At 47.9% G+C, this 24,309-nt stretch carries 21 protein-coding genes; 9 read left to right on the top strand and 12 right to left on the bottom strand.

What is annotated here, in order from left to right; translation table 11 throughout:
* Positions 1-882 precede the first annotated feature (882 nt).
* The 4 genes from B2Z67_RS11760 to B2Z67_RS11745 all read left to right on the top strand — a co-directional run bounded on the left by B2Z67_RS11760 (position 883) and on the right by B2Z67_RS11745 (position 5,582).
* Positions 883-1,710: a tyrosine-protein phosphatase gene (locus B2Z67_RS11760; protein ID WP_291530023.1), complete on the top strand. Its 828-nt coding sequence runs from the start codon at positions 883-885 to the stop codon at positions 1,708-1,710.
* Positions 1,711-1,757: 47 nt separating this feature from the next.
* On the top strand, positions 1,758-4,619 hold the full coding sequence (locus B2Z67_RS11755; RefSeq protein ID WP_291530022.1) for a TonB-dependent receptor: 2,862 nt from the start codon (positions 1,758-1,760) through the stop codon (positions 4,617-4,619).
* Positions 4,620-4,649: 30 nt separating this feature from the next.
* Positions 4,650-5,123, top strand: a complete 474-nt coding sequence (locus B2Z67_RS11750) for a toxin-antitoxin system YwqK family antitoxin (RefSeq protein WP_291530021.1) — start codon at positions 4,650-4,652, stop codon at positions 5,121-5,123.
* Between the two features lie 84 nt (positions 5,124-5,207).
* Positions 5,208-5,582 (top strand): carboxypeptidase-like regulatory domain-containing protein, encoded by a 375-nt coding sequence (locus tag B2Z67_RS11745; protein ID WP_291530020.1) that lies wholly within the window; start codon positions 5,208-5,210, stop codon positions 5,580-5,582.
* Between the two features lie 568 nt (positions 5,583-6,150).
* Here B2Z67_RS11745 and B2Z67_RS11740 read toward each other — a convergent pair.
* From B2Z67_RS11740 to B2Z67_RS11695, 10 genes are all read right to left on the bottom strand, one after another.
* Positions 6,151-6,609, bottom strand: a complete 459-nt coding sequence (locus B2Z67_RS11740; protein WP_291530019.1) for a low molecular weight protein-tyrosine-phosphatase — start codon at positions 6,607-6,609, stop codon at positions 6,151-6,153.
* A gap of 84 nt (positions 6,610-6,693) precedes the next feature.
* Positions 6,694-7,785, bottom strand: a complete 1,092-nt coding sequence (locus tag B2Z67_RS11735; RefSeq protein WP_291530018.1) for an LA_2272 family surface repeat-containing protein — start codon at positions 7,783-7,785, stop codon at positions 6,694-6,696.
* Positions 7,786-7,985: 200 nt separating this feature from the next.
* The gene (priA, locus tag B2Z67_RS11730) at positions 7,986-10,457 is read right to left on the bottom strand and encodes a replication restart helicase PriA (RefSeq protein WP_291530017.1); all 2,472 of its coding nucleotides are present in this window, start codon (positions 10,455-10,457) and stop codon (positions 7,986-7,988) included.
* Between the two features lie 30 nt (positions 10,458-10,487).
* On the bottom strand, positions 10,488-12,035 hold the full coding sequence (locus B2Z67_RS11725) for an ATP-binding protein (protein ID WP_291530016.1): 1,548 nt from the start codon (positions 12,033-12,035) through the stop codon (positions 10,488-10,490).
* Positions 12,036-12,282: 247 nt separating this feature from the next.
* Entirely contained in the window at positions 12,283-12,879 is a 597-nt protein-coding gene (locus B2Z67_RS11720; RefSeq protein WP_291530015.1) for a porin family protein, read from the bottom strand.
* Positions 12,880-13,475: 596 nt separating this feature from the next.
* The gene (gldN, locus tag B2Z67_RS11715) at positions 13,476-14,489 is read right to left on the bottom strand and encodes a gliding motility protein GldN (RefSeq protein ID WP_291530014.1); all 1,014 of its coding nucleotides are present in this window, start codon (positions 14,487-14,489) and stop codon (positions 13,476-13,478) included.
* A gap of 60 nt (positions 14,490-14,549) precedes the next feature.
* On the bottom strand, positions 14,550-16,121 hold the full coding sequence (gene gldM / locus B2Z67_RS11710) for a gliding motility protein GldM (RefSeq protein WP_291530013.1): 1,572 nt from the start codon (positions 16,119-16,121) through the stop codon (positions 14,550-14,552).
* Between the two features lie 30 nt (positions 16,122-16,151).
* Positions 16,152-17,036 carry a gliding motility protein GldL gene (gene gldL / locus B2Z67_RS11705; protein ID WP_291530012.1) on the bottom strand — a complete coding sequence of 295 codons (885 nt, stop codon included), beginning with the start codon at positions 17,034-17,036 and terminating at the stop codon, positions 16,152-16,154.
* A 22-nt stretch (positions 17,037-17,058) separates the two neighbouring features.
* A complete protein-coding gene (locus B2Z67_RS11700) occupies positions 17,059-18,516 on the bottom strand; it encodes a formylglycine-generating enzyme family protein (protein ID WP_291530011.1) in 1,458 nt (485 codons plus the stop codon).
* A gap of 39 nt (positions 18,517-18,555) precedes the next feature.
* Positions 18,556-19,509: a PorP/SprF family type IX secretion system membrane protein gene (locus B2Z67_RS11695; RefSeq protein ID WP_291530010.1), complete on the bottom strand. Its 954-nt coding sequence runs from the start codon at positions 19,507-19,509 to the stop codon at positions 18,556-18,558.
* Positions 19,510-19,791: 282 nt separating this feature from the next.
* On the opposite strand from B2Z67_RS11695, the gene B2Z67_RS11690 reads away from it, so the two are divergent.
* Genes B2Z67_RS11690 through B2Z67_RS11680 form a run of 3 tightly spaced genes read left to right on the top strand, consistent with a single transcriptional unit; the run spans position 19,792 to position 20,713 of the window.
* A complete protein-coding gene (locus B2Z67_RS11690; protein ID WP_291530009.1) occupies positions 19,792-19,995 on the top strand; it encodes a helix-turn-helix domain-containing protein in 204 nt (67 codons plus the stop codon).
* On the top strand, positions 19,992-20,312 hold the full coding sequence (locus B2Z67_RS11685; protein ID WP_291530008.1) for a HipA N-terminal domain-containing protein: 321 nt from the start codon (positions 19,992-19,994) through the stop codon (positions 20,310-20,312). Before B2Z67_RS11690 ends, B2Z67_RS11685 begins: the two co-directional genes overlap by 4 nt.
* A complete protein-coding gene (locus tag B2Z67_RS11680) occupies positions 20,309-20,713 on the top strand; it encodes a HipA domain-containing protein (RefSeq protein ID WP_291530007.1) in 405 nt (134 codons plus the stop codon). The genes B2Z67_RS11685 and B2Z67_RS11680 overlap by 4 nt, the downstream gene beginning before the upstream one ends.
* 492 nt (positions 20,714-21,205) lie before the next feature.
* Here B2Z67_RS11680 and B2Z67_RS11675 read toward each other — a convergent pair whose 3' ends face one another.
* Both B2Z67_RS11675 and B2Z67_RS11670 read right to left on the bottom strand, forming a co-directional pair.
* Positions 21,206-21,517, bottom strand: a complete 312-nt coding sequence (locus B2Z67_RS11675) for a HigA family addiction module antitoxin (RefSeq protein ID WP_291530006.1) — start codon at positions 21,515-21,517, stop codon at positions 21,206-21,208.
* A gap of 7 nt (positions 21,518-21,524) precedes the next feature.
* The gene (locus B2Z67_RS11670) at positions 21,525-21,842 is read right to left on the bottom strand and encodes a type II toxin-antitoxin system RelE/ParE family toxin (RefSeq protein ID WP_291530005.1); all 318 of its coding nucleotides are present in this window, start codon (positions 21,840-21,842) and stop codon (positions 21,525-21,527) included.
* A 196-nt stretch (positions 21,843-22,038) separates the two neighbouring features.
* On the opposite strand from B2Z67_RS11670, the gene B2Z67_RS11665 reads away from it, so the two are divergent.
* Both B2Z67_RS11665 and B2Z67_RS11660 read left to right on the top strand, forming a co-directional pair.
* Entirely contained in the window at positions 22,039-23,010 is a 972-nt protein-coding gene (locus B2Z67_RS11665; RefSeq protein ID WP_349677275.1) for a hypothetical protein, read from the top strand.
* 527 nt (positions 23,011-23,537) lie between these two features.
* The gene (locus B2Z67_RS11660; protein ID WP_291530004.1) at positions 23,538-24,023 is read left to right on the top strand and encodes an HU family DNA-binding protein; all 486 of its coding nucleotides are present in this window, start codon (positions 23,538-23,540) and stop codon (positions 24,021-24,023) included.
* The last annotated feature ends 286 nt before the right edge of the window (positions 24,024-24,309 follow it).

Raw genomic sequence — 24,309 nt, 5'->3', positions numbered from 1 at the left:
AGAAGAATCCGCGCTCGTCCGCGTTCATCCGCTTAATCCGCGTACCCATTCTCACCGCTAAATTATCATTTAATTATAATGCAATGCCCAATTATCAAATTATCAATGTGTAAGCTACACACAATGTATCTTTGCAAAAAGATAGCATAAATGCCATTGTAACAACCAACACTTCTGCCGATAGAGGAAGAAATAGAGGATACAGGTACAAGGTTTTGAATATTTATACGAATATTCCTTATAAATCGCGACTAATATACGGGATTTATGCAATAAGTGCTTGTTTTTGTACGAGCTAAATACGTGCGGGGACGGGCTATATCCCGTGCGGGGACGGGCTATATCCCGTGCACGGACCACATATATGCCGTGCGGAAACCATATATATCCCGTGCGCAAACCGCATATATCCCGTGCGCGAACCGCATATATCCCGTATAAAAACTACGCTATCCGGTAAGAATAGCCTTCAATAATTCTTGCGGTAGTTTTAAAAAACCTTGCGAGCGTTTTTAAAAAACTCTATGAACGTTTTTAAAGAATCCCCCGAAAATTATTAAAATCCCACCAAAGAGGACTTCCGTATTTTTTAGAGATGTACATATTTCGATATCCCACTATAAATCAACCAGATACAGATTTTTACTTCGATATTTCCGCCCGTTCCAGTCTTCGGACAGAAATATCGCATTCTCAGGCGACTAAATATACAAAGTGACATTATGATAGCTACGACAGGAGAAGGAATCTACACCCCTCTTTGTCACACCATCGTATTCCCCCTGTCACCGAATCATCACTTCTTTGAAATCCGTTTGTAACAGGCAAGCCGTTATTTTGCATTCGAAAACATAATCATGAATTAATTAATAAAAAAGGAGAATGCAAAAGGTAATAAGAACGTTTATTCTTTGTTCGTTGCTATCGCCCCTGGCGGTAAATGCCCAGGTAGCAGATAGCCTGTCGCGTGTAGTAAAAATGGAAGGAGCCGTCAACTTCAGAGATATCGGCGGATACAAGACCGGCGACGGAAGAGAAGTAATAAAGAACCGGATATTCCGTGCAGCAGACATCAGCCGGCTGACGGACAACGATATGAAGAAGATGGAGGAAAGACACCTCTACACCGTGATTGATTTCAGGGGAACCAAAGAATCGGCAGCTGCACCCGACCGCTTGTTGCCGGGTACGGAATACATACTTTGTCCCGCCGGAAGCGACAATCTGCCTACTTCCAAAGATATGGCGGGGATGCTGAAAGATAAGAACTTCCTGTTGTCCATGTATGGCGCTCCCAGTATGCAGTACTACGGCGAACGCTACAGACCTCTGTTCAGGGAACTGCTCGAACTTCCCGAAACGGAAGCCGGCTTGCTTTACCACTGCACAGGCGGAAGAGACCGCACAGGAATGGCTACAGCATTAGTGCTCTACACCCTGAAGGTGCCCATGGAGACTATCGAAGCTGATTTCGTTGCCTCCAACATCTACCTCGCCTCGCAGAATAAAACCATGTATAAGGCTATGACGGACGCCACGGGCATGACCGAAAGCGAAATCGTGGAAATCATGAAACTACGTCCCGAATTACTCCGCAGCTTCTTCGGCGCTATCAAGGAGAGCTATGGCAGCGTTGAGAACTTCCTCGAAAAAGAACTCGGTGTAGGTGCAGAGCAACAGGCTCTCCTTATACGGAAATTTACGAAATAAACCAATCAGGTGAATCAGGAGTTAGATTCACATAAACCCACAGAAAAATGAAACTACAATTTAAAATGCAGAAGTCCTGGAGGCTTCTGACGCTACTCTTGTGCCTTTTCGCAAGTGTGGCCAATGCACAAATGATTAAAGGAACGGTAACTTGCGAAGACGGCCCGTTGCCCGGAGTAACGGTATATATAGCAACCCTGAACCTGGGAGCAGCCACCAATCTGGACGGCGAATTCTCCATTCAGGTGTCGCAAGAAGGAAGCCAGACGGTGAAAGTCTCTTATATCGGATACAAGGACAAGCTAATCACAGTCGACGTAAAGAAAGGTATCAACGACCTGGGAACGGTTTCCCTCGAAACGGACGACCTGATGCTGGGCGAAGTAATCGTGAGCGGCACCATGGCGCCATCGCAGGCAAAGGCCTACAACATTAAGAAGAGTTCCATAGCGCTGGTAGATATGGTAGCTTCCGACGCCGTAGGCAAGCTGCCCGACCGGAATGCTGCCGAAGCCGTACAACGTATCCAAGGAGTAGCCGTAGCCCGCTACCACGGTGAAGCCGACCAGGCTACCGTCAGGGGTACGCCCTTTGCGTGGACATCGACACTGTTCAACGGTACTCGCCTGCCAAGTTCTAACGTGATGGGTAACCGCTCCTCAGTACTGGATGCCGTGCCTTCGGAACTGATACAATACGTACAGGTAGCCAAAGCATTGACACCCGACTGGGAAGGAGATGCCATAGGCGGCTCGGTCAACTTCATCACACGCACCGCACCCCTGGGGCGTAAGCTGGGAGTCAGCCTCGCCGGCGGATACAACGACTTCTCGGAGAATGGAACGTACAACGGCTCCATTGTGTACGGCGACCGTTTCTTCAACGACAAACTGGGCGTGATTCTCGTGGCCGCCATCTGGGACAGACAGTGGGGTTCGGACAGTTTCGACGTGAAGTACAACACCGGCGCCGCAGACCCTGTACAGAAGAATGCCATCAACACCGTCATGCTGAAACGCTACATGGGTAAGCGCCAAACGTATGGCATCAACGCCGGACTGGAATACAAGTTCAACAACAACCATAAGATTACCTTCCGCGGACTGTACGACATGTTCAACGACATCCGCCCCGTATACGAATCGTACGTGGACTACAGCAAATCGCAGTATCAGTACAACTACCGCTACTCTTTCTACGAAACCGGATTGAAAGGCGGAGAACTCGGAGGTGAGCATCAGCTAACCTCTATCACCAGCCTGGACTGGTCGGCGAGCGATTATTCCGCCAGCTACACGCTCGACACACCTGCCGGGTCAGACCGCAAAGGACTACCCATTGCTACCTTCAACCAGAAGATAACCAGCGGATTCGGCAACCTGTCGAACGACGGACTGCGTTACTGGGGATTCGACTCACCCAACGGCGTAGGAGGCAACCCGCTGGACTTTGAAGCCGGAGTCAATGACGCCGCCGAGGTGATGAATCCCGAAAAGCTGTTGTTGAGCCAGTTGGTTATCTCGCAGTTGGATACCAAAGAGCACGACCGCACGTTCCAGATGAACCTGAAGATAGAACCAAATGCCGGACTTAAATTCAAGGCAGGAGGAAAGTTCCGTACCAAAGACCGTAACAGCATGATGGGTTCCAACTTTGTGTACATAAGCACCTCGCGCACCCCGTTACAGTTGAGCAGTATGCAACGCGAAGACTTCCCCATAGGGCACGGCTACTTCACCGGAATGAAGGGAAACTACAGCCAGTACATCATGGACCCGCTCACCAAGCAACAACTCTTCGACCTCTACAAGCCACAGGCACTGGAACAGAACGGATTCGTGGATTACACATCCGCCTCCAACGCTACCAATATATACGATGCTACGGAGAATGTGTATGCCGCCTACGTCATGGCAGAGGTGGAACTGGCTAAGAATCTCTGGTTAGTGGGAGGATTCAGGAACGAATACACACAGACCACTCTGCGGGGTTCGCAGGCAGTTACCGAAGCAGGTGCCTCCTCTCCTACCATCAGTCCGGTGGAGCGGAAGAACAACTATAACGCCTTCTTGCCCATGTTCCACCTCAAGTACAGCCTCAACGAGCAGACCAACCTGAGAGCCGCCTACACCCGTACATTTGTCCGCCCGGGCTTTGGCGACATGACTCCCGGCGAGTCTATCGACCAGACGCAGAGCACCATCTCCATCACCAAAGGCAACCAAGACCTGCGACCTACGTTTGCCGACAACTTCGACCTCATGGGCGAATACTACTTCGAGAACATCGGCCTCATCTCCGGAGGATTCTTCTACAAAGCCATCCAGGATATGATATTCAAAGACAGGTCGTACTACTCCGAAGGGGGCAACAACTACGTGGCTCTTCAGTCGAAGAACCTTGAGAATGCCCGTTTGTTTGGCTTCGAGGCGGGTATCAACAAACGTTTCGACTTCTTGCCCGGATTCTGGAGCGGCTTTGGCATGGAGGTGAACTACACGTTCATCGACAGCGAAGTGAAAGTGCCACGCCAGACGGGTTCGAGGGCTGAAGCCAAGACGGTGTACGACAAGACCAGTCTGCCCGACCAGTCGAAACACATGGCCAACATCATCCTCTTCTACGAAAAAGGCCCCGTCATGGTACGCCTTGCCGGCAACTACCGCGGCGAGTCGGTGATGACCATCAACCAAGACCTCGGCCCCAACTTCTACACCTGGGTAGACAAGAACTTCACGCTCGACGCATCGGCTACGTACAACATCACCAAAGGAGTGAAAGCCTTCGTAGAAGCCAACAACCTGACCGACGAACCGCTGCGCCAATACATGGGCGACAAGCGCCGGTTGGTAAATTCCGAGTGGTACGGCATCCGCGGCCAGATAGGCATTCGCTGGGACATCTTCTAAATTCTAACAATCAACAACAATACATCAATAATGAAAAGATATACACTTCTCACCCTGTTTGCACTTGCATTCTTCCTTGTCTTTGCACAGGAGAATACCAAAGTCTATTACATCGACGGCCTGTACTACGCCGACAAGTCTCAAACCTCCCTCTACACGGGCGATTACAAGGAGTACTACGCCGACGGGACGCTGAGGATGGAGATATTCATCAGCCGAGGCAAGCCCGAAGGTTCGTACGTGGTTTATTTCCCGTCGGGCAACATTCACGAGATACGTTCTTATAAGGACGGAGCTTTCCACGGTACCTGGCGCACGTATTCCGAAAACGGCGTCATACTCTCGCAAGCCGAATATGCGAACGATAAGAAGCACGGCGAATGGATTATCCGCAACGGGAAAGGCGTGAAGCTATACGAAATGCACTATCAGCAAGGCAAGCGCGTAGGCATCTGGAAGATGTGGGACGAAGACGGACACCTGATTTCGGAAAAGAAGTATTAATGTAAAACGATTGACATATTATTGTAGCATCGGATGTCTAACTTTGCAACAAAGAAAATATAATTAAAACAATAAAAAACGATTATGAAAACGATTATTTTATCATTGACATTAGCCTTATCCATGTCTTTCAGTCTGAATGCTTCGAACAAGACTTCGAACGAGAAAAAAAGTGCAATGAAAGAAACAGCAGCGATAGAAAGCGTAGAAAACGCCGAAGCTGTATTCACACTCAACGGAACGGTGTACGACCCTAACGAGAACGAAGCGCTCTCCGGTGCATGTATCGAGATAGACGGCAAGAAGTACTACTCTGACCTGTCGGGCAACTTCAACATCCCCAGTCTGCGCAAAGGCAAGTACACTGTGTCGGTGAACTTCATCTCCTATCAGTCGCAAACAGTGGAGGTGGACTTGAGCAAGAATGAAACAATTGAGATTGCGATAAGGCAGCTCTGAGAAAGACAGATTCCGAATCACTAACTACGCATAAGCGAGAGAAATATCAGGAAAAGCACACAGCAAGACAACCTGAATTCGATATCAGTTTTTAGGATATGCAAGTTCCCGTGCACCTTTACCGGTGACACGGGAACTGACTATTTATGGATATACGTTAAAGAACGAACAATGATTTAAAACTCTATGCTAATAAACATAAGCAGCGTTTTTAAAGAATATGGCCAATGTTTTTAAAAAACGTGGCCGACGTTTATTAACAGCGAAAAAAGAGGGTCAAAGACCTATCATAACACGGTGATGATAAACCCGGGAGATAAGCTGCTGGCTTCGTTTGAACTGGGGATGTAAGCAAGCGGTATGCGGTAGGTAAACATGAAAAAGAAATACAAAATCACAAGTGAACGACCTCTTGTATAATCAGTATACGACTGAACCTATTTCAGTATACGAGTGAATGGCATTCAGTCGTATACTGAAATAGGTTCAGTCGTATACTGAATTACCCCCCTCTCAGAGCACATTCCAGCAGGGCTTTTGGGGGAAAACAGGAGAAAATGAGGGTTTTCTACAATTTCAACAATCCCGCACAGGCATCTTCCAGCAAATCGAGCACATACTCAAAGCCTTCTGCGCCGGTGTAATATGGGTCGGGTACATGGTCGGCGTGCGTGAAGCGGGTGCAATATTCCGTCATGCGGTGTATCTTCTTCAATGCTTCGGGCGAAGGGGCGCGTTCTTTCAGGTCTGCCATATTCCGGTCGTCCATGCCGATGATTAAGTCGAAGTCGTAGAAATCCGCTATCCGCACAGGGCGCGAACGATGGGTCAGGTTATATCCGCGGCGAATGGCGTGTGCACGCATCCGACTGTCGGGCAGTTCGCCCTGGTGGTAAGACAGGATACCGGCGGAGTCTATCACAAATTCATGCTCCCGCCCGGCTTCCTTTACCAGGTGTTTCATAATGCCCTCCGCCGACGGGGAACGGCAAATGTTGCCCAGGCATACAAATAGTATTTTCTTCATGTCGTTTATAATTAAGTACTAAAGTTTCGCAAGTTTATCTGTTATTAGTATCTCCATTTTCCTCCTTCCGGGAGAAGGGGTGTTTCATTTCAGAATATATTTTAGCCCTACGGAATAACCGATATAAAGCTGTTTTAATGACGTAGAAGTGAAACTTCTCCAAATAAACCTTGAAGGAAACAGACGCTCATTTTCCAATGTCTTTGTTTGCAAATAGCTCAATGTTGGTCCACCAAACAATTCAATCTTTTCAGATAGCCTGTAAGAAGGAAGAATCCCCAGGGAATATTTTGTAAGCGCCTTAAATTCAAACTCTTTCACCTTTCTCTTATATTCTTCATCATCCTTATCACCGGAATAAAGAAAGGTTCTTGTTATGTGCTTGGCAGATAATTCAGTGTCAATTCTCAATCTGGAAGAGAGATTCAGATGCGCTCCTATTCCACCTTGCAACAAGATATGGCCGGATGGCGATTTGACATTATAACCAAACCCTATTATTCCATATAAGTATTGACTGCCGGAACGAAATTGCGCAGTAACATTTCCAATTTCATCATAGGCCAATCCAACGTTCATTTCCCCATTCTTAATAATATTTATCAGTCCCAACGGGTACTGATTCTTCTCGGATACATTACACAGTCCTATTTGGAATCCGCTTTTGGACATATTTACAAGTCCAATCTGAACTCCTCTAACTGTATGCGCAGTATCCACCCCATTCACAAATCCTATTTGTGCTCCTTGCATATCAACGGAATTATTCGCTAATCCTAATTGCAATCCTTTCATCTTTTCTGCATAGCTATACCCTCCGATTTGAACACCTGTATGAGACTCATAGATATTCATAAGTCCGGCAATAGCCAATCCCTTTCCTTGATTCCTGACATAGTTCCCCAATATTGAGATTTGCACACCGTATGCATTATTTTCAGCCATATTCCATAATGTGCCTACAATCAGTCCATATTGGTTCTTGGTGACATCAATTGATAGATTGAGAGTTAAGTTATGAGTAGTATTTGGGATATAGGAATCATCGCCGAAGTAATATTTATAGTCGAATATATTGAAGTGAAAGAATGAATGATGATTCTGCTCCTGGTTTTCTTGAGCAAGTGTAATCCCAAAGGGTAAGAGTATCAGAAATATAAATAAGACTTTTCTCATATAATTTCTTTCATGTATATACATAATGCACCGCAGATTTTGCGGTGAAAATAGCACTTTTTCACCGCATAGGCAAGTTTTGTTCTTTATTTTTCTTTTAAGAAGAGAACACAGAGATAGCGACTACGTCGCAGAAAGAAAGAACTCTGTGTCTCCGTACCTCTGTGTTCAAATCATGTGCCTCTGTGTTTAAACCGCCCCTACATCGGATCCACATCATAATAAACCATCAGCGATTTGAAATGATCTTCCGCTAACATCTCCTTCTGCACCTGCACCAGCAATTCACGTGCCCGCGCCATGGGAGCATTACCTTCTATCTTCACTATGATTTTCCGTATGAACAGTGTCTGCACACGGGCAACGGGCGGTTTATCCGGCCCCAACACACGGTTACCGAAAACAGAGCGCAACTTACCGGCCATAGTCTGCGCCATCAGGTCGAGCAGTTGCTCGTTGCGGTTTTTCAGGTAGACGTACACCAGACGGTAGTAGGGAGGATAGCGGAACATCTGCCGTTCGGCAAGCTGCACGTCCACCATCTGCTCGAAATCATTGTGGATGACTTGGGAAATAATAGGATGGTCAATGCTTTTCGTCTGCAAGATAACCCGCCCGCGTTTGTTTTTCCTGCCTGCACGTCCCGCCACCTGAGCCATCAACTGGAAAGCACGTTCGTAAGAACGGAAGTCCGGATAATTCAGCATCGTATCCGCATTCAGAATACCAACTACACTGACATGGTCAAAATCCAACCCTTTGGAAACCATCTGAGTACCTATCAGTATATCCGTTTTTCCCTGTTCAAAGTCCGCAATAATACGTTCGTAGGCGGCACGGGTGCGGGTAGTATCCAAATCCATACGCGCAACGGAGGCTTCGGGGAACAGAGCTTTGATGTCATCTTCTATCTTCTCCGTACCAAATCCACGGTTGCGCAAGTCCGCACCTTCGCATGCGGGACACGTACGGGGCAACTGATAGGTATAACCGCAATAGTGGCAAGTCAACTGATTCAACCCTTTATGATACGTCAGACTCACATCGCAGTTCTTACACTTCGGCACCCAGCCGCACGTATGGCACTCAATCATCGGGGCAAACCCACGCCGGTTCTGAAACAGAATAACCTGTTCTTTCCTGTCCAACGCCTCATGAATGTATTGCAGCAACAACGGAGAGAATGGCCCGTTCATGCGTTTCTTGCGCTGCAACTCCTTGATATCCACCGCAATGATTTCCGGCAACTGAATCTCCTTGTAGCGTTCCCTCAGTTCCACCAGCCCGTATTTCCCGGAAGAGGCATTGTTCCACGTTTCGATGGAAGGAGTGGCTGTACCCAGCAAGGTTTTGGCACCGTACATCGTAGCCAGCACGATTGCCGCATTGCGGGCATGGTAACGGGGCGCCGGGTCTTGCTGCTTGTACGTATTCTCGTGCTCCTCGTCCACAATCACCAAACCGAGGTCGCGGAAAGGCAGGAACACCGATGAACGGACGCCCAGGATGATGTCGTATCCTTTTTCCGTCAGTTGCTTCTGCCATATCTCCACCCGTTCGGCATCCGGGAATTTAGAATGGTAAATGCCCAGACGGTCGCCGAACACGCGTTGCAGGCGTTCCGTTATCTGGGTGGTCAGGGCTATTTCGGGCAAAAGGTAGAGCACCTGCTTTCCCTGCCGGATGGTTTCTTCTATCAAGTGGATATAGACTTCCGTCTTTCCGCTGGCGGTGACTCCATGCAGCAGGCAGACGTTTTTAGACTGGAAGCACTGTTGTATTTCGTTGTGCGCACGCTGCTGATGCTCGTTCAGCGGGTTGACGGGAAGAACGTCGCGAACTACCGCGTGCAGCCGTCCCACTTCCTGTTGGTAGACTTCGAAGACATGCTTGTCCGTCAGACTGTTGAATGCTGCCGGTGAGGCGGATGTCCGTTGCAGGAGTTCTTTCTTAGTGACCTCTGCGGGGAAGCTTTTCAATCCGTTGCCGGACAATATTCCGGATAGTTCGATATACTTCATCAGCAAGTCCAGTTGCTTGGGCGCGCGCGCCAGTTCATCGAAAAGTTCCTGCAGACGTTTTTCATTCTTCGCTTCGTCCGCCAGCCTTACGCGCGTCTCTGTTTTGGGTTTATACGTCCGGCGGAGTTCTTCTTTCACAAAGATGGCTTCTTTGTCCAGCAACGACTTGATGACGGGGAGTATATTCCTGATGCCGCTGTCCTTCTCCAGCTTTGTCACGCTTTGCTCAGGCTCTGCCGAAAGCAAGTCGAGGATTCGTTGTTCGCGTTCAGGCAGGCGGACGTCCGATTCAAAGTCCGGATTGTATTCCACCATTGTCTCACTCTCCAGTTTCAGCCCTGAGGGCAGGGCGGCTTTGTAGACATCGCCCGGTGTACAGAGGTAATAGTCCGCCAACCATTCCCAGAACCGGAACTGTTCGGCAAGTAATATGGGGCGGGCATCCAGCAGTGCCGATACTTCTTTCACTTCATAGTCCGTCGGTGCGTGGCGGTGCACGTCGCGCACTATTGCCGTATAGTATTTCTTACGCCCGAACGGGACTACCACCCGGCATCCTGTTTGAACCTCGTCCGCCCATTCTTCCGGCAAGGAGTAGGTGAAACAACGGGGCAGTGGCAATGGCAATATGACGTCTGCGAATTTCTGCATAGCAGTGGTAAAATCAGATTATGATTTACCTTATTCTATCACCCACTTTTCAATATTACGGGTTTTGGCGGAGAAGTTCACACCAATCTTGAACAGTTGCCGGGAGTCGTGTTCAAACAGCCGGGCGTACTGCTTTTCATTGATTTGTTGCAGGGCTTCTTCGGCTGTGCCGTTCAGTTTGAACTCCATGACATAGATGAACTTGTCTGTTTGGAGAACCAAATCAATACGTCCGGCACTTGTGTGGTATTCGGCTTTCACATAGAAACCTACCAGCTTGAAGACAATGAACAGGACGTTCTGATAGTGCAACTCCAGGTCACGAACCAGTTCGTAAGGGGTGTCAGAGAAGAAACCTTGCAGGCGGTGGAAGAAGGCGTCACAGTCGCCGGCACGTACCTCCTGGACAAACTTCTTGATTCCGAAAGAAGAATCCCCCGCATTGGTATTGGCATAGAAAGGAAGCAAGAATTTGGTGAACCCTTCTTCCACTTCACGGTTGGGGAAGCCCAGACGGTAGGAATCAAACTCTTTGTCATATTTCTTAATGGTGAGATAACCGCTCTGATAAATCACAGGGATGGGGTCGGTGTCCGCAGTGTCCACTCCTTCCAGTACAGTGGTGGGCGTGTCGTCGAGAGTGATATCCGACAGGTTGTAGTTATGCCTTTTCAGCAATTCCACCAGATAAGTGGGTGTGCCTGTGGCAAACCAGTAACTGCCGAATTCATTGTTATCAAATGTATTAAGCAGGCTGAACGGATTATACATCCCGATGGAATTGTTTACGAAATGGTAGCCGTCGTAACATGCTTTCAGCTCGGAGCAGACTTGCTCGTAGGTCATATCCTGACTGTCTGCCAGCGTATGCAGCTCTTCTTCCAGGTTATCATGAATCTCCTGCTCCGTGATGCCGCAGATTTCGACATAGTGTCTGTTCATTGAAATATCCTTCAGGTTGTTCAGGTCGCTGAACACGCTTACCTTACCGAACTTCGTAACTCCTGTCAGCATGGCGAATCTGATGTATCCGTCCATTGACTTCATTACGCCATAAAATGCTTTCAACGTATTGCGGTATGCATCTTGCAAGGCTTTGTTGCCGATAGCCTGCAACATGGGTTTGTCATATTCATCCACCAGGATTACTACCCGTTGCCCTGTTTGCTCAAACGCTTTTAGAATCACCCAGTAAAAGCGTTCTTCCGGCGCACGGTCTGAATAGGGAGAATTGTATTCCCGTTCCCACTTTTCCAAATGTTTATTCAGTTCCTGCAACAACGCCTCTTCGCTGTCATACTTACGGGCGTTGAGGTCCAGGTGCAGAATCGGATATTTCGTCCAATCCTTCTCCAGTTGCTCCATTGCCAGTCCCTCGAAGAGTTCTTTCTTTCCCTGAAAGTAAGCCTCGATTGTAGAGAGTAACAAGCTCTTGCCAAAGCGGCGGGGACGGCTGAGGAAGTAATAATTGCCAGTCTTCACTAATTTATGAACCAAGGCGGTTTTATCAATATAAAAATAGCCCTCTCTGCGGAGTTTCTCAAAACTTTGGATACCGATGGGATAAATTTTACTCATGATTGCGGCATTTATAATTAAGTACAGGGACAAAGATATGAAATATTAATGAAGAATAAGGAGTGGGAATAGAAATTCATGAATCCTGTCCCCCGGTATAATACATTAAGGAGAAAGGGTTCAGCAAATACCTGTCTACTCTACGTGAACACCAATGCAGGGGGTACTTATGATTAGCGCTGCCAATTAAAATCGGCAGCGCTATATGCAAATATCAGAACTTACGAGAAGTCTATATTGTATATTCTTAGAAGATATAAGCGGCGGAAACTTGCCAGGTCTTGGTTTTGCCTTTACCTATGATTTCGTTGCCGGCAGTTTCTAACGCATCGTCAAAAGTGAAGCTATCTCCCATCGGAATCTGATAATTGATGCCGACCTGCAGATGTTTCAACAGTTTTACACCGGCTCCCAGGTTCAAAGCGACCTGTGTCTTTTTCTTGCTCCAGTCACCTAATGTTTCCTTATTGTCTTTAAAGTCAAAGAAGAAATCAGGGCCGGCTGCAAAATAAATACCCAACACACTACCCAAGCCTATCGTATATTTCAGATTTACAGGCACTTCGATACCTTGCTGCTTAAAAGCATCCTTGCCTCTCTGAGAATAAAGCAAAGCGCCATCTACTCCCAAACCTACAATCGGAATGGTAATTTCAGCCATCGGGCCGATGAAGAAACCGGTAGTATTGTCACTCTTCAAATTATCTATCGCCTCACCTGAGAGGCTGATCTTTGACAAGTTCACACCACCTTTTACACCCCACTTAATGAGCTGCGCCTGTACAGGCATAGCCATAAACATACAGCATATAGCTATAATGAAAACACCTAAAATCTTTTTCATATTTCTTTTCTGTTTAAATTACAGGGACAAATATATAAATTTATTCTTAAAAAGAACAAAAAAGTTTCAATATTAAGTACTTAGGGGCGATTATTTTATGATAGAAAGCGGAGATTTAGCGGTGATTTGAACACAGAGACACAGAGATACAGAGTTTTTCTTTTAAGAAGAGAAACTGCGCAATTTTGAATTATGAATAGTGGGCTGCGCGGTGCATACAGTTTTTAAACACAGGGGTACAGAGATACAGAGTTCTTTCTCTCTGCGACGTAGTCGCCCTCTCNNCTCTTATTCAGGTTCTTTTCTTATAAGAAAAATAGAACTCTGTGACTCTGTGGCTCTGTGTTCAAACAAAAATTCTCAATTCCCGGTTCTTGAAGCACTTCATCCTGCCTCTTGTACGGACAGAACATGGATGAGTATAAACCTTAAGATACAATCATACCCAATGATTGTAGGAATCATACACACTGATTGTACCAATCATACCCACTGATTCCTCACTCACTATAGGAGTGTTCTATGATGAGATGTATTATCAGATATAAAAACTATCTATGACGAGCCACTAACTATCTATGTCGAGCCACTTAACGTCAGCGGCGTTGCCGGCGCACCGACGCTTTAGGAGCGGCAGCCTCCCGTTTAGACACCGTTTGCGAGCTGCCCGAAGAAGACTTTGCCCGCGCAGAGGAAGAAGATGAAGACCTGCTTTTCGCCGTAACAGCATTGTCACGCCCCCGCTTCTTGGAATTAGTCCTTGTAGCTTTCCCTCCGGAAGTTGCAGAAAGCGAGTCAGTCTCTTCAATAATATCCCTGCCATACAATGTCTTCTCGAAGTCCGCCAATTCTTTCTCTATCCGCCTTTGCTCTCTTACCATAGCGCTATCCGTGGGGCAGTATTGAGCCAGCGCAAGGTTTTGCAGGTTGGTAACCTTATAGATATCCCCTTGATACAAACGTGCTGCAAAGAAATCATCCCACGTACTGTTGGCAGCATTATTATAATTGCTGATTGATACTTTAGACTGTATCAGATGAGGCGCCAAGTCCTGATAGTTAATCCAGAACATGGGCAACTTCACCTTCTCCGAGCTGAACTCCTCCGAGCGGTGCAGCACCGGACAAATAGCCGTCACCACCGAACCGTAAGCAGACGTGCGCTGGTCGAAGTACCATACTTCCTTAATAAAATAACTCAGGACATCAGCCGATGGTATATCACTGTTGTTCAGCGACAAAACACTGTCACGGCGATTGGCTACTTTCTTCAGTTCATAGTAAATCTGAAAGCGGTCCAACACATCACGGAAGGTTACTTCACTCTCTTTCCGGAAACGTTCCGTGCCGTCCAGCCCGTACTCATAAGCCGGTATCTTCTTCTGTGCCAGCAGGCGGAACATCGTTGTGAAAAGATTCATCTTATCTCCCTGTGGCTCTACCGGATAGTACAGCGCCCCGTTGGTATCCTTCGTCAAATCCAGCGTGCGGTAAATCTCGCGCATCCATACCACGTCCTCAGGCAATCCGCCCGAACGCGGATATTGTCTCTGCGCCCACACGGAAGAGAGGCTCAGGACGGACAGGAACACTACTATTATAAGTTTCAAGGAACATTTCATAAGCATATACCTTATTATATTTATACCTTATATATATTATAATCACTCCTAATTCACAATCACCTCCAGCGTAGTGGGCAACAAGCGCTCCACCCCATCCGGACCAATAGCCCGCACCCTGGATATATAAAAACGCTTCCCACGGGACAATTGGCGGAACATATCTTTCTGCCGGGTAGAGAAAGAAGCTCCGGAGGACACTTCCGGCACGGCATTCCCCATATTATCGAAGAAAACGGTTTCAAAGCCCAGTACCCGGAAGTTGATATTCAGCAGACCGTCGTCGATGGCAGCCACAATGCCGGGAGCATTCATCAAGATGGCCTTGGGCAATCCGCGCCCGCCACGATAACGCTTCGGCGTTCCATTCTCCGTATATTCGATGAACGGTGACGGGTCGGGCAACTGGCGTACTCGATAGGTATAGTCGCCCATGGATTGCGTACGTCCTCCCACGGATGCCGTCACGCGGATAACCGCATCTTTTCCAATCGTAGTGGGATGTGCTATATAGCCATTTCCTGAACGGGTCAGCGTACCGTTGCCATTAACAATGCTTGCCTGTACCTGTCCGGCGGGAACGCCCGGCACGGAAACACTGACCGGATTATCATAACCGGCATAAAGTACGTTCATCATCGTGGCAGAGACGGTTGCCGTAGGCTCTACCACCGTGTATTTCTGCGAGAAGTCGCGGCGGAGGACTTCACCGTCTTTCTGAGTCAACTCCAAGTAACCATCCAAAGAGAACTCTCCCGTGCGGTTACAGACTGTCTCGAACCAGCCCTCTGCATTGTCCGGTTGCTTTTCGCCGGCTATGTAGATGGAGGGGCGTTGCGTGGAATCTACGGCTGCCAGAATAACCCGCCCGCTGTAAGTACCGCCACGCACTACGTTCTGCGCAGTGGGAATTACGTAAGCCTGAAGCTGATTGACGCGTACATCCTGCACGTCGGTGTTCTGTGTCAGCAGATGGAGTACTTCACCTTCGGCATAGCGCACGTCGCTTTGCAGCTTAGTCAGCAGGGTGATTGCGGCGGCTACCGGGGTGTTCTCGAAGATATATTCCTGCCAGTTTTTGCCGGTTGTCAATATCTTGCGCGGCACTTCGGTGGTGAGGTTATCGCGGATGATTTGCTGTTGCACCGGGTCGGTGACGAGGGCGAGTATCTCTTCGCGGTATCGGTTGATGCGGTTGTAGAGTTCCTTGCCTTGTCCGCTTCCGGGGGCAAGCATCACGTAGGAGGCGGCTTCGAGGTCTTCTCTGTTGGAGATATCGGCAATGTCGCCATCTTCTCCATCGGCTTCTTTCACGATGCGTTGTTTCAGTTGGTTGACGTAGGCGTACAGGGAGTCGGAGATGTTCTTCACATGTACCGCTTTCTCAAACCACGGCCCTACTTTCTCCGGATTGTGGGTGTTTGCCTCGGCCAATCCTTCGTACAACGACTGGTTTTGCACGGTGGAGTTTGCCGTTGTGCGCGAAAGGCTTTCGTCTACCAATGAGAAACCGTTCAGCACGTCCGACGAGACATTGAGTGCCAGCAATGCCATCAGGACGATATACATGAGGTTTATCATCTTTTGGCGGGGGGAGTTCGGATTGGTGTTTAGGGACATGCGAAAGTTGAATTTTAAATTATGGCTTCATCACTTTACTTGTATCGCTTGTATCATGCGGGCATAGACGGCGTTCAGTTCCTCTATCTGGCGTACCATCTTACGGGTTTGCTCGTGCACCTGGTCTATGGTACCTATCTGGGTACTGGCGCTACGAAGCTGCATTTCGTAAATGGCATTGATACCTGCAAGGTTACGATTCAGTGTACTCATTTGCTCGGCATCGTGCGAAAGGGACTCTGCCTGGGCGGTGAAGCCGGAAAGCATTTTCGTCATTTCTTTCAGTTGGGTGATGTAGGCTTGAGTGGTTTCTTCCATCTCAGGGGTAAAGGCGGGAGATGGCGTACCGGGGAATACTGTGCCTGTGGTGATGATACCTGCAGGAGGATAATTACCGGTTCCGGCAACAGGTGATTGTGCGGACGGTGAAGGTTGTACGGGAGGATAATTACCGGCTCCGGTAACTGCCGGTTGCAAAGGTTGTGTCAGTTGCGCAGACTGCGAAGGCCGTGCAGATTGCGGAGATTGCAAAGAAGGATTATTATTTTCCAACCCGCCGGTAGTCGCGCCAATTACTCCGTTTCCTACAACGATGACTCCGCCAACAGCGTTTGCTCCGCCAACAGCACCTGTTCCGCCGCCAACAACGCCGCCAACAACACCAGCAGCCCCCACCTGCTTATCCGGCAAATCGAAAGCCGAGATAAAGAACACCAGTACCTCTGTTCCCATACCGAGCCAAAGCATCAGATTGGCGCCGGGCAAATGCGTCAGCTTGCACAGCGTACCCGCAATAACAATAGCAGCACCCCAGCTATAAGCGTAATTCATAATCACCTTGCCGCGATAGCTTGCCATAAAGTCCTGCAACTTCTGCCCTAAGCCCCTCTTTCCGTTATCAGTATCTCTTTCCATCACCTTATCGTTTTAGCATTTTTCATCTTCCTTTCTTATTATATCCCACCTGCGTACGCACACAACGGAAACCGATATAAGAACGCTGTTCGTTCTGATACTCCGATGTACGGACATCCGAACGGATAAACGCATTCACATCCTTCCACGAACCGCCGCGCACCACCTTCTTCTTCATCGCATAAGGGTCTTCCGGCGAAGCATTGTACCGGATATCCGGATTTATATCACTTGCCTGAAGAACGCCCGACTCCGTGTATGCTGTCGAAGTCCACTCCGCCACATTGCCCGCCATGTCAAACAGTCCGTTGGAATTGGCAGGATACGCCGACACACGGGTTGAAATCAAGTTACCGTCTTTGGTATAATTCCCCTTGCCGGGCTTATAGTTTGCATTGTAGCATCCCTCTTCGTCCTTCGTTTCTTCACTGTCGCGCCAGGGATATTTGTTATCCTCGCGCCCGCGGGCGGCAAACTCCCATTCGGCCTCGGTAGGCAGGCGGTAACGCTGGATGTACCGTGCCTGTCCGCGCAGGCCGGCAAGCAGGTAATTGGTGCGCCAGGCGCAAAAAGCATTCGCCTGCTCCCAACTGACACCCACCACAGGATGCTCATTATAACCGGGATGATTGAAATACAGGCGCATGTACTGCTCATTATCCGCATTGGGGAAATCGTTCACCCAACAAGTCGTGTCGGGGTAGATGTTCACGATATAACTGTTCAGGAAATCCCATTCGCCGGATAGCGCACGGGTAATGGTGCGGTTCACAATCCGCCCTTCATCGTCAATGTAGGCAGTATCTTTGGTTATCATTATTTCTTCTTCGGGATTCACCTTGATGTCCGTGTTCCTGGTGCGCTGGGCAGGGTTCAGGCGGTTACGACGCTTGGCAGCTTCGGTATAATCGTAGATTTCATAATAGTAATTCAGTTGCCCGGCGTCCAGCATCAACGTGCCGTCCACGGGATGACGCTTATACAGGCTTTCGATAGCCATCTGTTCATCCTCCGTTGCCCGCTTCCAGGGAATGGGCTTCGTCCAGTTAAGGTAGGGCTTGATGGGATTTCCCTCGCGGTCTTCTTCTATTTTATACAGTTCGTTGCCGCCGTAGGCAGGGTCTGCCAGGCGTTCGCGGATGATGGAATCGCGCACCCAGTTGACGAACTGTTTATATTCGGCAACGGTCACCTCCGTGTCGTCCATCCAGAAAGACTCTACTGAAATCTCGCGCGAAGGAACGATTGTTCCCCACAAGCTGTCCTGTTCGTCGGGTCCCATCTTTACCGAACCGCGTTTCACCAGCACCATACCATAAGGAGCAGGTTCATTCCACGCCACGGCGCCGGCGCCTACCAATTCGCCGCCCTGCATGGAACTGCTGCCCACCGTCCCCATACACGAAACCAACGAACCGAACAGCAACAGGGCTGCCCCATACCACGCATGAATCGTTTTCATTCCTTTATTCTTTTTCATCGTTCGCATATCTCTTATTCATCGTTCTTTGCATATTGCTTACAAAATCCGTACGCTCTTGTGCAGGTTGCGGCTTCTCTTAAACAGATTCAAGTCCAACGCATACCTCAATACCAGGTCGTGGCTGCCGCTTGCAATGCCTATCTTGGAGGTAAAGTACTCGTAGGCATATCCTAAGGTTATGCCTTGTATCGTGAGTCCCAGGTTAATGGTCAGCGACGTGTTCGGCGAATACGTCAATCCGCCCCTGAATACTCTGGAACGATAGGTGTAAAGCAACTGCCCCGTTACATCCAGTCGTGTGGAGATAAAATCACTTTGCAACTGCATGGAGGGTTGTATGGAGATTAACGGGTTACGTGTCTGAATATTGTATCCGCCTGATAAATAAAGGATAGGATGTACTTTGATATGGCTTTTTTCTCCCAGAGAGATGCGGGGGGCGGTGAGGTGGTGTGCCGAAAAGGCGGCATAGAACTTGGGGTGTGAGTAGTATGCACTGAGTCCGACATCGAGGGATGTACCGCTCTCGGCTGTAGTGGGGAAGGCTTCGTCGTCGGTTTCATCGCCCAGGTCAATGTCGGTAGGGTCGAACGCGATGTTCAACATGCCTACTTGCAGGCCGATGCTTAGTTTGCTTTTCCGTATTTTCGTCTGCCAGGCATACTGTGCCCAGTAGCGCTGGTTGCGGAAGAGGCCGATGCCTTCGTTGAAAAGTCCCACGCCTGCGCCATGTTGCTTATTAAATAAGGTGAAAGGCATGTCGGCGCCAAAGTACATTACGCGGGGGGCACGAGTGAAGCCCATCAACTGCATTCCGTAGGCGGCGTAGGCGTTCAGCTTATTGTCGGTTTGTCCTGCCGAGGCGGGATGGTAATAGCCCGGCACCGCCCAGTATTGGCTAAGGCGTGCGTCGAACTGTGCTTTTCCTTCGGTGAGGCAAAAGAAAAGGGAGAGTAGAAGGGTGTATTTCAGGATAGGGCGATGTTTCATTGGGATTTTATGGCTGTTTCAGTAATATAAGAACTGATGAACTTAGAAAAAATTGTGTGGGACGAGGGTTTTACGCTGTTAATAAACGTTGGGCATATTCTTTAAAAACAGGTTATTAAATCTCTGCACTCCTTCTCTTGCCAATCAATTACCCGCTACAGTTTTGCTGTATTGCCTCAATACCAGTTGATTGTCCGGACATCAGGTGCAATATATTGCACATATACTTGGTTCTCTCTGGTTTTTGTATTAACTTTGTGCGGAAAGTGCAATATATTGCCTATGGGATACGAGAAAATCATAAAAGAACGCAGGATGCTGCTTGGATTGACCCAACAGGATTTGGCTGACTATGCGGGGTTAAGCCTGCGACTTATTAAAAGCGTAGAGGCAGGATGTGGCAATCCGTCCCTTGCCACTTTGGGTAAAATAGCCGACGTACTGGGGCTTGAGATAATTATGAAAGTAAAGGAGGTTAGTGTATGAGGCAGGCTGAGGTATATCTGAATGGTGTGCTTGCCGGTATGCTGGCGGAGACGGACAACAGCAAATATGTTTTCCGGTATGCTGACACATATCTTATGAACGAAAGTTCAAAGGCCATATCCTTGTCCCTGCCTAAACGGCGGGAAGAGTACGTGTCCGACGAACTGTTTCCCTTCTTCTACAACATGCTTTCTGAGGGAACAAACAAGGCGATACAATGTCAAACGCTCAGGATTGATGAAGATGATGCATTCGGGCTGTTGCTGGCAACGGCCGGCAACGATACGATAGGAGCTGTAACAGTGAAAAAACTATGATGAAAATAAACGTTTGCCCCGGCACGCTGGCTCCGGGCTATGACAAATACTCTCCGGCTTGTCTCCGCCATGTATTCGACGGTGAAAAAGTCAATCATATATTGGATTTCGATTACGACATGAATCAATCCGACCTTATTGCCTCTATCAACCGGATTTCAGTGTCCGGAGTGCAGGAGAAGCTATCGGCAATCGTATCCGACGGGAAAATCCGGATTACACCGCAAGAAGAACAAGGGCGGTATATCATAAAACCGGCACCGGCATACAAACACCTGCGGTTCAGGAATCAGATTCCGGCCAACGAACATGTGACCATGCAAATAGCCCGTCAGGTGTATGGGATAAAGACTGCGGAAAACGCTCTCGTATTCTTTGCCGATGCGGATTACAGGGCATGAAACAACGAAGCAATGGAGAGCAATAAATAGTTTACAAATTCTCTTCTTTTTGCAGTCTCCCGGGATGGGGTTCAAGAGGGTGGCAATTCAGTCGTATAATGAATAGGGTTCAGTCGTATAATGAATGGCATTCAGTCGTATAGTGAACCCTATTCAGTCGTATAGTGATTCCACCCCCTCCCAGAAGGTATTCTAAGAGGGGTATTTTTCATTTTCGACAGGTGAAAGGCGGGAAATCCTATGTGTGAGAGATATTGTTGTACTTCGGCAGAATTCAAGACAAGAGCGTTATTACCTTGTTTCCCACCTCTTCTTCAAAAAGTATTTTATGGCACTTATACTTTGGAATGTATTAGTGATAGGTTTTAAAACCTCTTTTTACGCTGTTAATAAACGTGGGCCACGTTTATTAAAAACGTTGGGCATATTCTTTAAAAACGCTACAATGATTTATTAAAAACGCTATTGATGGTTATTAGTCGCCGGTATTACTCACATAGCTGCAACGATTTTGCGCACTCGCGACAACCGCTCCGCAAAACTAACATCCTTTCTGGCAGTCTGCATGTTGTACTTCACCTGAAGGCGCATCAGAGGATCGGCGTCAATACCCAGAGCCGCCTCAAACAACAGAGCAGTCTTCTCCGTCAATGGACGGTGAGCGTTCAATATCTCGTTCAGCACCGAATATGTAATCCCCATTTCGGTGGCCAACTGTCGTTGCGAAATTCCTCTCGCTTCGATCTCGTCTTTCAGGATTTCGCCCGGATGCGTGGGGTAAAATCCATATCCCAGATTTCCCATAATGAGCTTATTTATAATGGTTTGACAACTCTAAAATATTACAGATGGTTACAATCGCTTCTGCCTCTACTGTTGTAACGGTAAACTCGATCCGATACTGGTCATTTACTCTGACCGACGAAATACCTTTTTTGTCCCCTTCAAGCACTTTGTATCGGAGTGAATTGTACTGATACAGACTCTCAAGGGTTGGAACGCTCTCCATCAAGTCAATACATCGCTGGTAACGCCTTGCGATGTCAGGCTGATAGCGATGCTTCTTGTCCGAACATTTCCCTTTGTAGTAGAGTTCAGAAAGGTATTCCTTATCGAATTTTATTTCCATCGTTTACTTTTCGCCACAAATATAGTACTATTTCTATGCGTTCGCAAAATTTGCGAACTTTTATTTCTGCTTGCACTATCAGATTTTATTGCTACTTTTGTTCCCTTCCGAGCGATACCCGGACTTACAACCGGATATTAAACAGGCTCTTAAGGCAATAATAACAAACCAATTACATTTATCAATAATCAAACCTATGCGTATACTCCTCTGCCTGACCTTGCTATTGGGACTAATCTCCTGCTCGTCCCCCGCCGACCAGAACATGCTGGATTATGAACAATTCCTCGTCCGTGCCGACTCGTTGGCACAAACCGATACCACGGACAATGCCCTTGCCGGACGCCTGCTGTCGGACGTGCGCCATGAATATACCCGCATCAAAGAACTTACCGATGGGAAGCGCGTCCGCCTCATGCCGTCGCCCGGATGGAGGTGGATTTACGTCGCCCTGATAGTGATTGCCCAGGCAGGCATTACAATCTGGTTGATATTTCTAAAGATAGACGTGGTGAAAGACAAGAGGCTTCGCCGCTACATCGTGGATTTGAGCGAAAACGAACAACGCCTGCGCAACAACGAACAGGAAATGGCCGAACTTGAAGCCTGTCTGAGAGACCTGGCGCTGGAAGACGAAATACGGGAAGAAGTAAAGCTCTCTCTGGTAGCCCTCATGGACAGCAACGACTTGTTGCACAAGGAAATAGACTCCCTCCGCACCCAACTCAAGGGATATGAAAAACGCCCCATACCACGAGACCTGGAACTACTGAAAACGCAAGACGAACGCGTCAACCAACTGGACGGCCAAGTGCGTGCGCTCGCCTCAGTGCTGATAGACCATGACGAAGTGGTGGAACGCCTGCGCCGCACTCCCAAATTCCTTTCCGATGCCGACTGGGACTACCTGTGGCAACTTGCCGACCGTATGTACGATGGTTTCTCCCGTCGTCTCAACGAACGTTTCCCCTCGCTCACCCCTGCCGACCTGCAACTTTGCCTGCTGATGCGTCTGCGCTTTACGAATACACAGGTGGCTACGCTGATTGCGGTGTCTTCCGCTTCAGTCTCGCAACAGAAGTTCCGGTTGAAGAAGCGGTTGATGCAGTGGGATGAACAGCTGTTTAAGGACGGGGAGACGGTGGACGGATTTATCTGGGGGTGCTGATTATTTGGAAGTGCTGATTTATTTCCCGAATCTATCCGCCAATATTCCCGGTATCTCAGGCGCGTTCCTTTCTAAATGCTGACTGAATTTTCTCTTTATAACTATTCCTGGTTATCATAACAGTGTCTTTTCCTGCAAAAACAATGTTTTTTGGAGGATAAGCAGAAAATTCCCCTTATGACTCTAATTGTAGAGACGGCAAAAACATCATCTCTCATTATCAACCACTTACATACCCTACCTGTAGAGACTCTACCATATTTCCCGGCTTTTTACCCTCTTTTCCCTTTCCTCCTTGTAGAGATTGGCATTTACTAATTAGCTGTTTATTAGTGATTTACAGAAACCGGTTGTAGATGCCGTTTTCTTGCCTCGCCTTGCATTTCGCCCTACCTTTGCAACATCAAATTTGAGAAAAGCGAAAGGCTTAATCGTTGAGGCCTCACGATGAAAACTCCCGCCTCTTGAATGAGATAAGAGAAATCAGATATTATATTATTAAATTAATCATTTAAAACATTACGATTATGGCATTTTTTAAAAGAATTCAAAAGAAAGTAAACAATTTGTGGTATCCTCAATCTGTAACAGTAGGCAAGCCGGTAACTACCCGCGAAGTAGCCGAACAGTTGTCCATTATCTCCACGGTAACCCGGGGTGATACGTATGCAGTAATGCAGAATCTTGGTATAGTTCTGAGCAACTATATGGGAAACGGGCGTACAGTGAAGATTGACGGAGTAGGTACGTTCTATTACACAGCTTCTTCTACCAAGCAAGGTGTACAGACAGCCGAAGAGGTAAGCGCTTCGCAGATTAACGGAGTACGTGTCCGATTCATTCCTGAAGTGGGGCGCAATAGTGGTCGCCAGGTGACTACCCGTTCCATGGTTAACCCCAACATCTTCTGGGAGGAGTATGGCAAAAAGCTCTCTGACGGTGATAGTCAAGGTAATTCCGGTAGCCAAGGCGGTTCCGGTGGCGGCGGTCTGGACGACAATCCATTGGGTTGATATTACCCGCTTCGGTAAGCCTACGTCTTTCGACGTATATCCGTGATAATCAGTTCCCGTGCACCTTTACCGGTGACACGGGAATTTTTGTTTTTAGATACAGGTAGTATTTCATGTACTCCTACTTGCAGAATTCATTTTGACAACAAAGAAATAACCGCCACTTATCCATTACGCTTAGTATATCAATGGACAGCCGTATTTTCGAACAGTGCGCACAAATTGGCAAGAAAAAGGCGATAATTACAAGAGCCTGTTTAAATTTTCCTCAAAAAGTTTTTTATTC

It is taken from the genome of Bacteroides sp. UBA939, assembly GCF_002293435.1.
Classification (GTDB): Bacteria; Bacteroidota; Bacteroidia; order Bacteroidales; family Bacteroidaceae; genus Bacteroides.
Note: the sequence above shows the minus strand (reverse complement) of the source record. Positions and strands in the feature narration are given on the sequence as shown.

Bases quoted from the DNA above. Each gene is read 5' to 3' on its own strand.
- B2Z67_RS11695 (WP_291530010.1), bottom strand. From the start codon at position 19,509: ATGAAACATCGCCCTATCCTGAAATACACCCTTCTACTCTCCCTTTTC.
- B2Z67_RS11720 (WP_291530015.1), bottom strand. From the start codon at position 12,879: ATGAAAAAGATTTTAGGTGTTTTCATTATAGCTATATGCTGTATGTTT.
- priA (WP_291530017.1), bottom strand. From the start codon at position 10,457: ATGCAGAAATTCGCAGACGTCATATTGCCATTGCCACTGCCCCGTTGT.
- B2Z67_RS11675 (WP_291530006.1), bottom strand. From the start codon at position 21,517: ATGGGAAATCTGGGATATGGATTTTACCCCACGCATCCGGGCGAAATC.
- B2Z67_RS11690 (WP_291530009.1), top strand. From the start codon at position 19,792: ATGGGATACGAGAAAATCATAAAAGAACGCAGGATGCTGCTTGGATTG.
- B2Z67_RS11670 (WP_291530005.1), bottom strand. From the start codon at position 21,842: ATGGAAATAAAATTCGATAAGGAATACCTTTCTGAACTCTACTACAAA.
- B2Z67_RS11725 (WP_291530016.1), bottom strand. From the start codon at position 12,035: ATGAGTAAAATTTATCCCATCGGTATCCAAAGTTTTGAGAAACTCCGC.
- B2Z67_RS11700 (WP_291530011.1), bottom strand. From the start codon at position 18,516: ATGAAAAAGAATAAAGGAATGAAAACGATTCATGCGTGGTATGGGGCA.
- B2Z67_RS11740 (WP_291530019.1), bottom strand. From the start codon at position 6,609: ATGAAGAAAATACTATTTGTATGCCTGGGCAACATTTGCCGTTCCCCG.
- B2Z67_RS11735 (WP_291530018.1), bottom strand. From the start codon at position 7,785: ATGAGAAAAGTCTTATTTATATTTCTGATACTCTTACCCTTTGGGATT.
- B2Z67_RS11750 (WP_291530021.1), top strand. From the start codon at position 4,650: ATGAAAAGATATACACTTCTCACCCTGTTTGCACTTGCATTCTTCCTT.
- gldM (WP_291530013.1), bottom strand. From the start codon at position 16,121: ATGTCCCTAAACACCAATCCGAACTCCCCCCGCCAAAAGATGATAAAC.
- B2Z67_RS11660 (WP_291530004.1), top strand. From the start codon at position 23,538: ATGGCATTTTTTAAAAGAATTCAAAAGAAAGTAAACAATTTGTGGTAT.
- B2Z67_RS11760 (WP_291530023.1), top strand. From the start codon at position 883: ATGCAAAAGGTAATAAGAACGTTTATTCTTTGTTCGTTGCTATCGCCC.
- B2Z67_RS11745 (WP_291530020.1), top strand. From the start codon at position 5,208: ATGAAAACGATTATTTTATCATTGACATTAGCCTTATCCATGTCTTTC.
- B2Z67_RS11755 (WP_291530022.1), top strand. From the start codon at position 1,758: ATGAAACTACAATTTAAAATGCAGAAGTCCTGGAGGCTTCTGACGCTA.
- B2Z67_RS11685 (WP_291530008.1), top strand. From the start codon at position 19,992: ATGAGGCAGGCTGAGGTATATCTGAATGGTGTGCTTGCCGGTATGCTG.
- B2Z67_RS11680 (WP_291530007.1), top strand. From the start codon at position 20,309: ATGATGAAAATAAACGTTTGCCCCGGCACGCTGGCTCCGGGCTATGAC.
- gldL (WP_291530012.1), bottom strand. From the start codon at position 17,036: ATGGAAAGAGATACTGATAACGGAAAGAGGGGCTTAGGGCAGAAGTTG.
- B2Z67_RS11665 (WP_349677275.1), top strand. From the start codon at position 22,039: ATGCGTATACTCCTCTGCCTGACCTTGCTATTGGGACTAATCTCCTGC.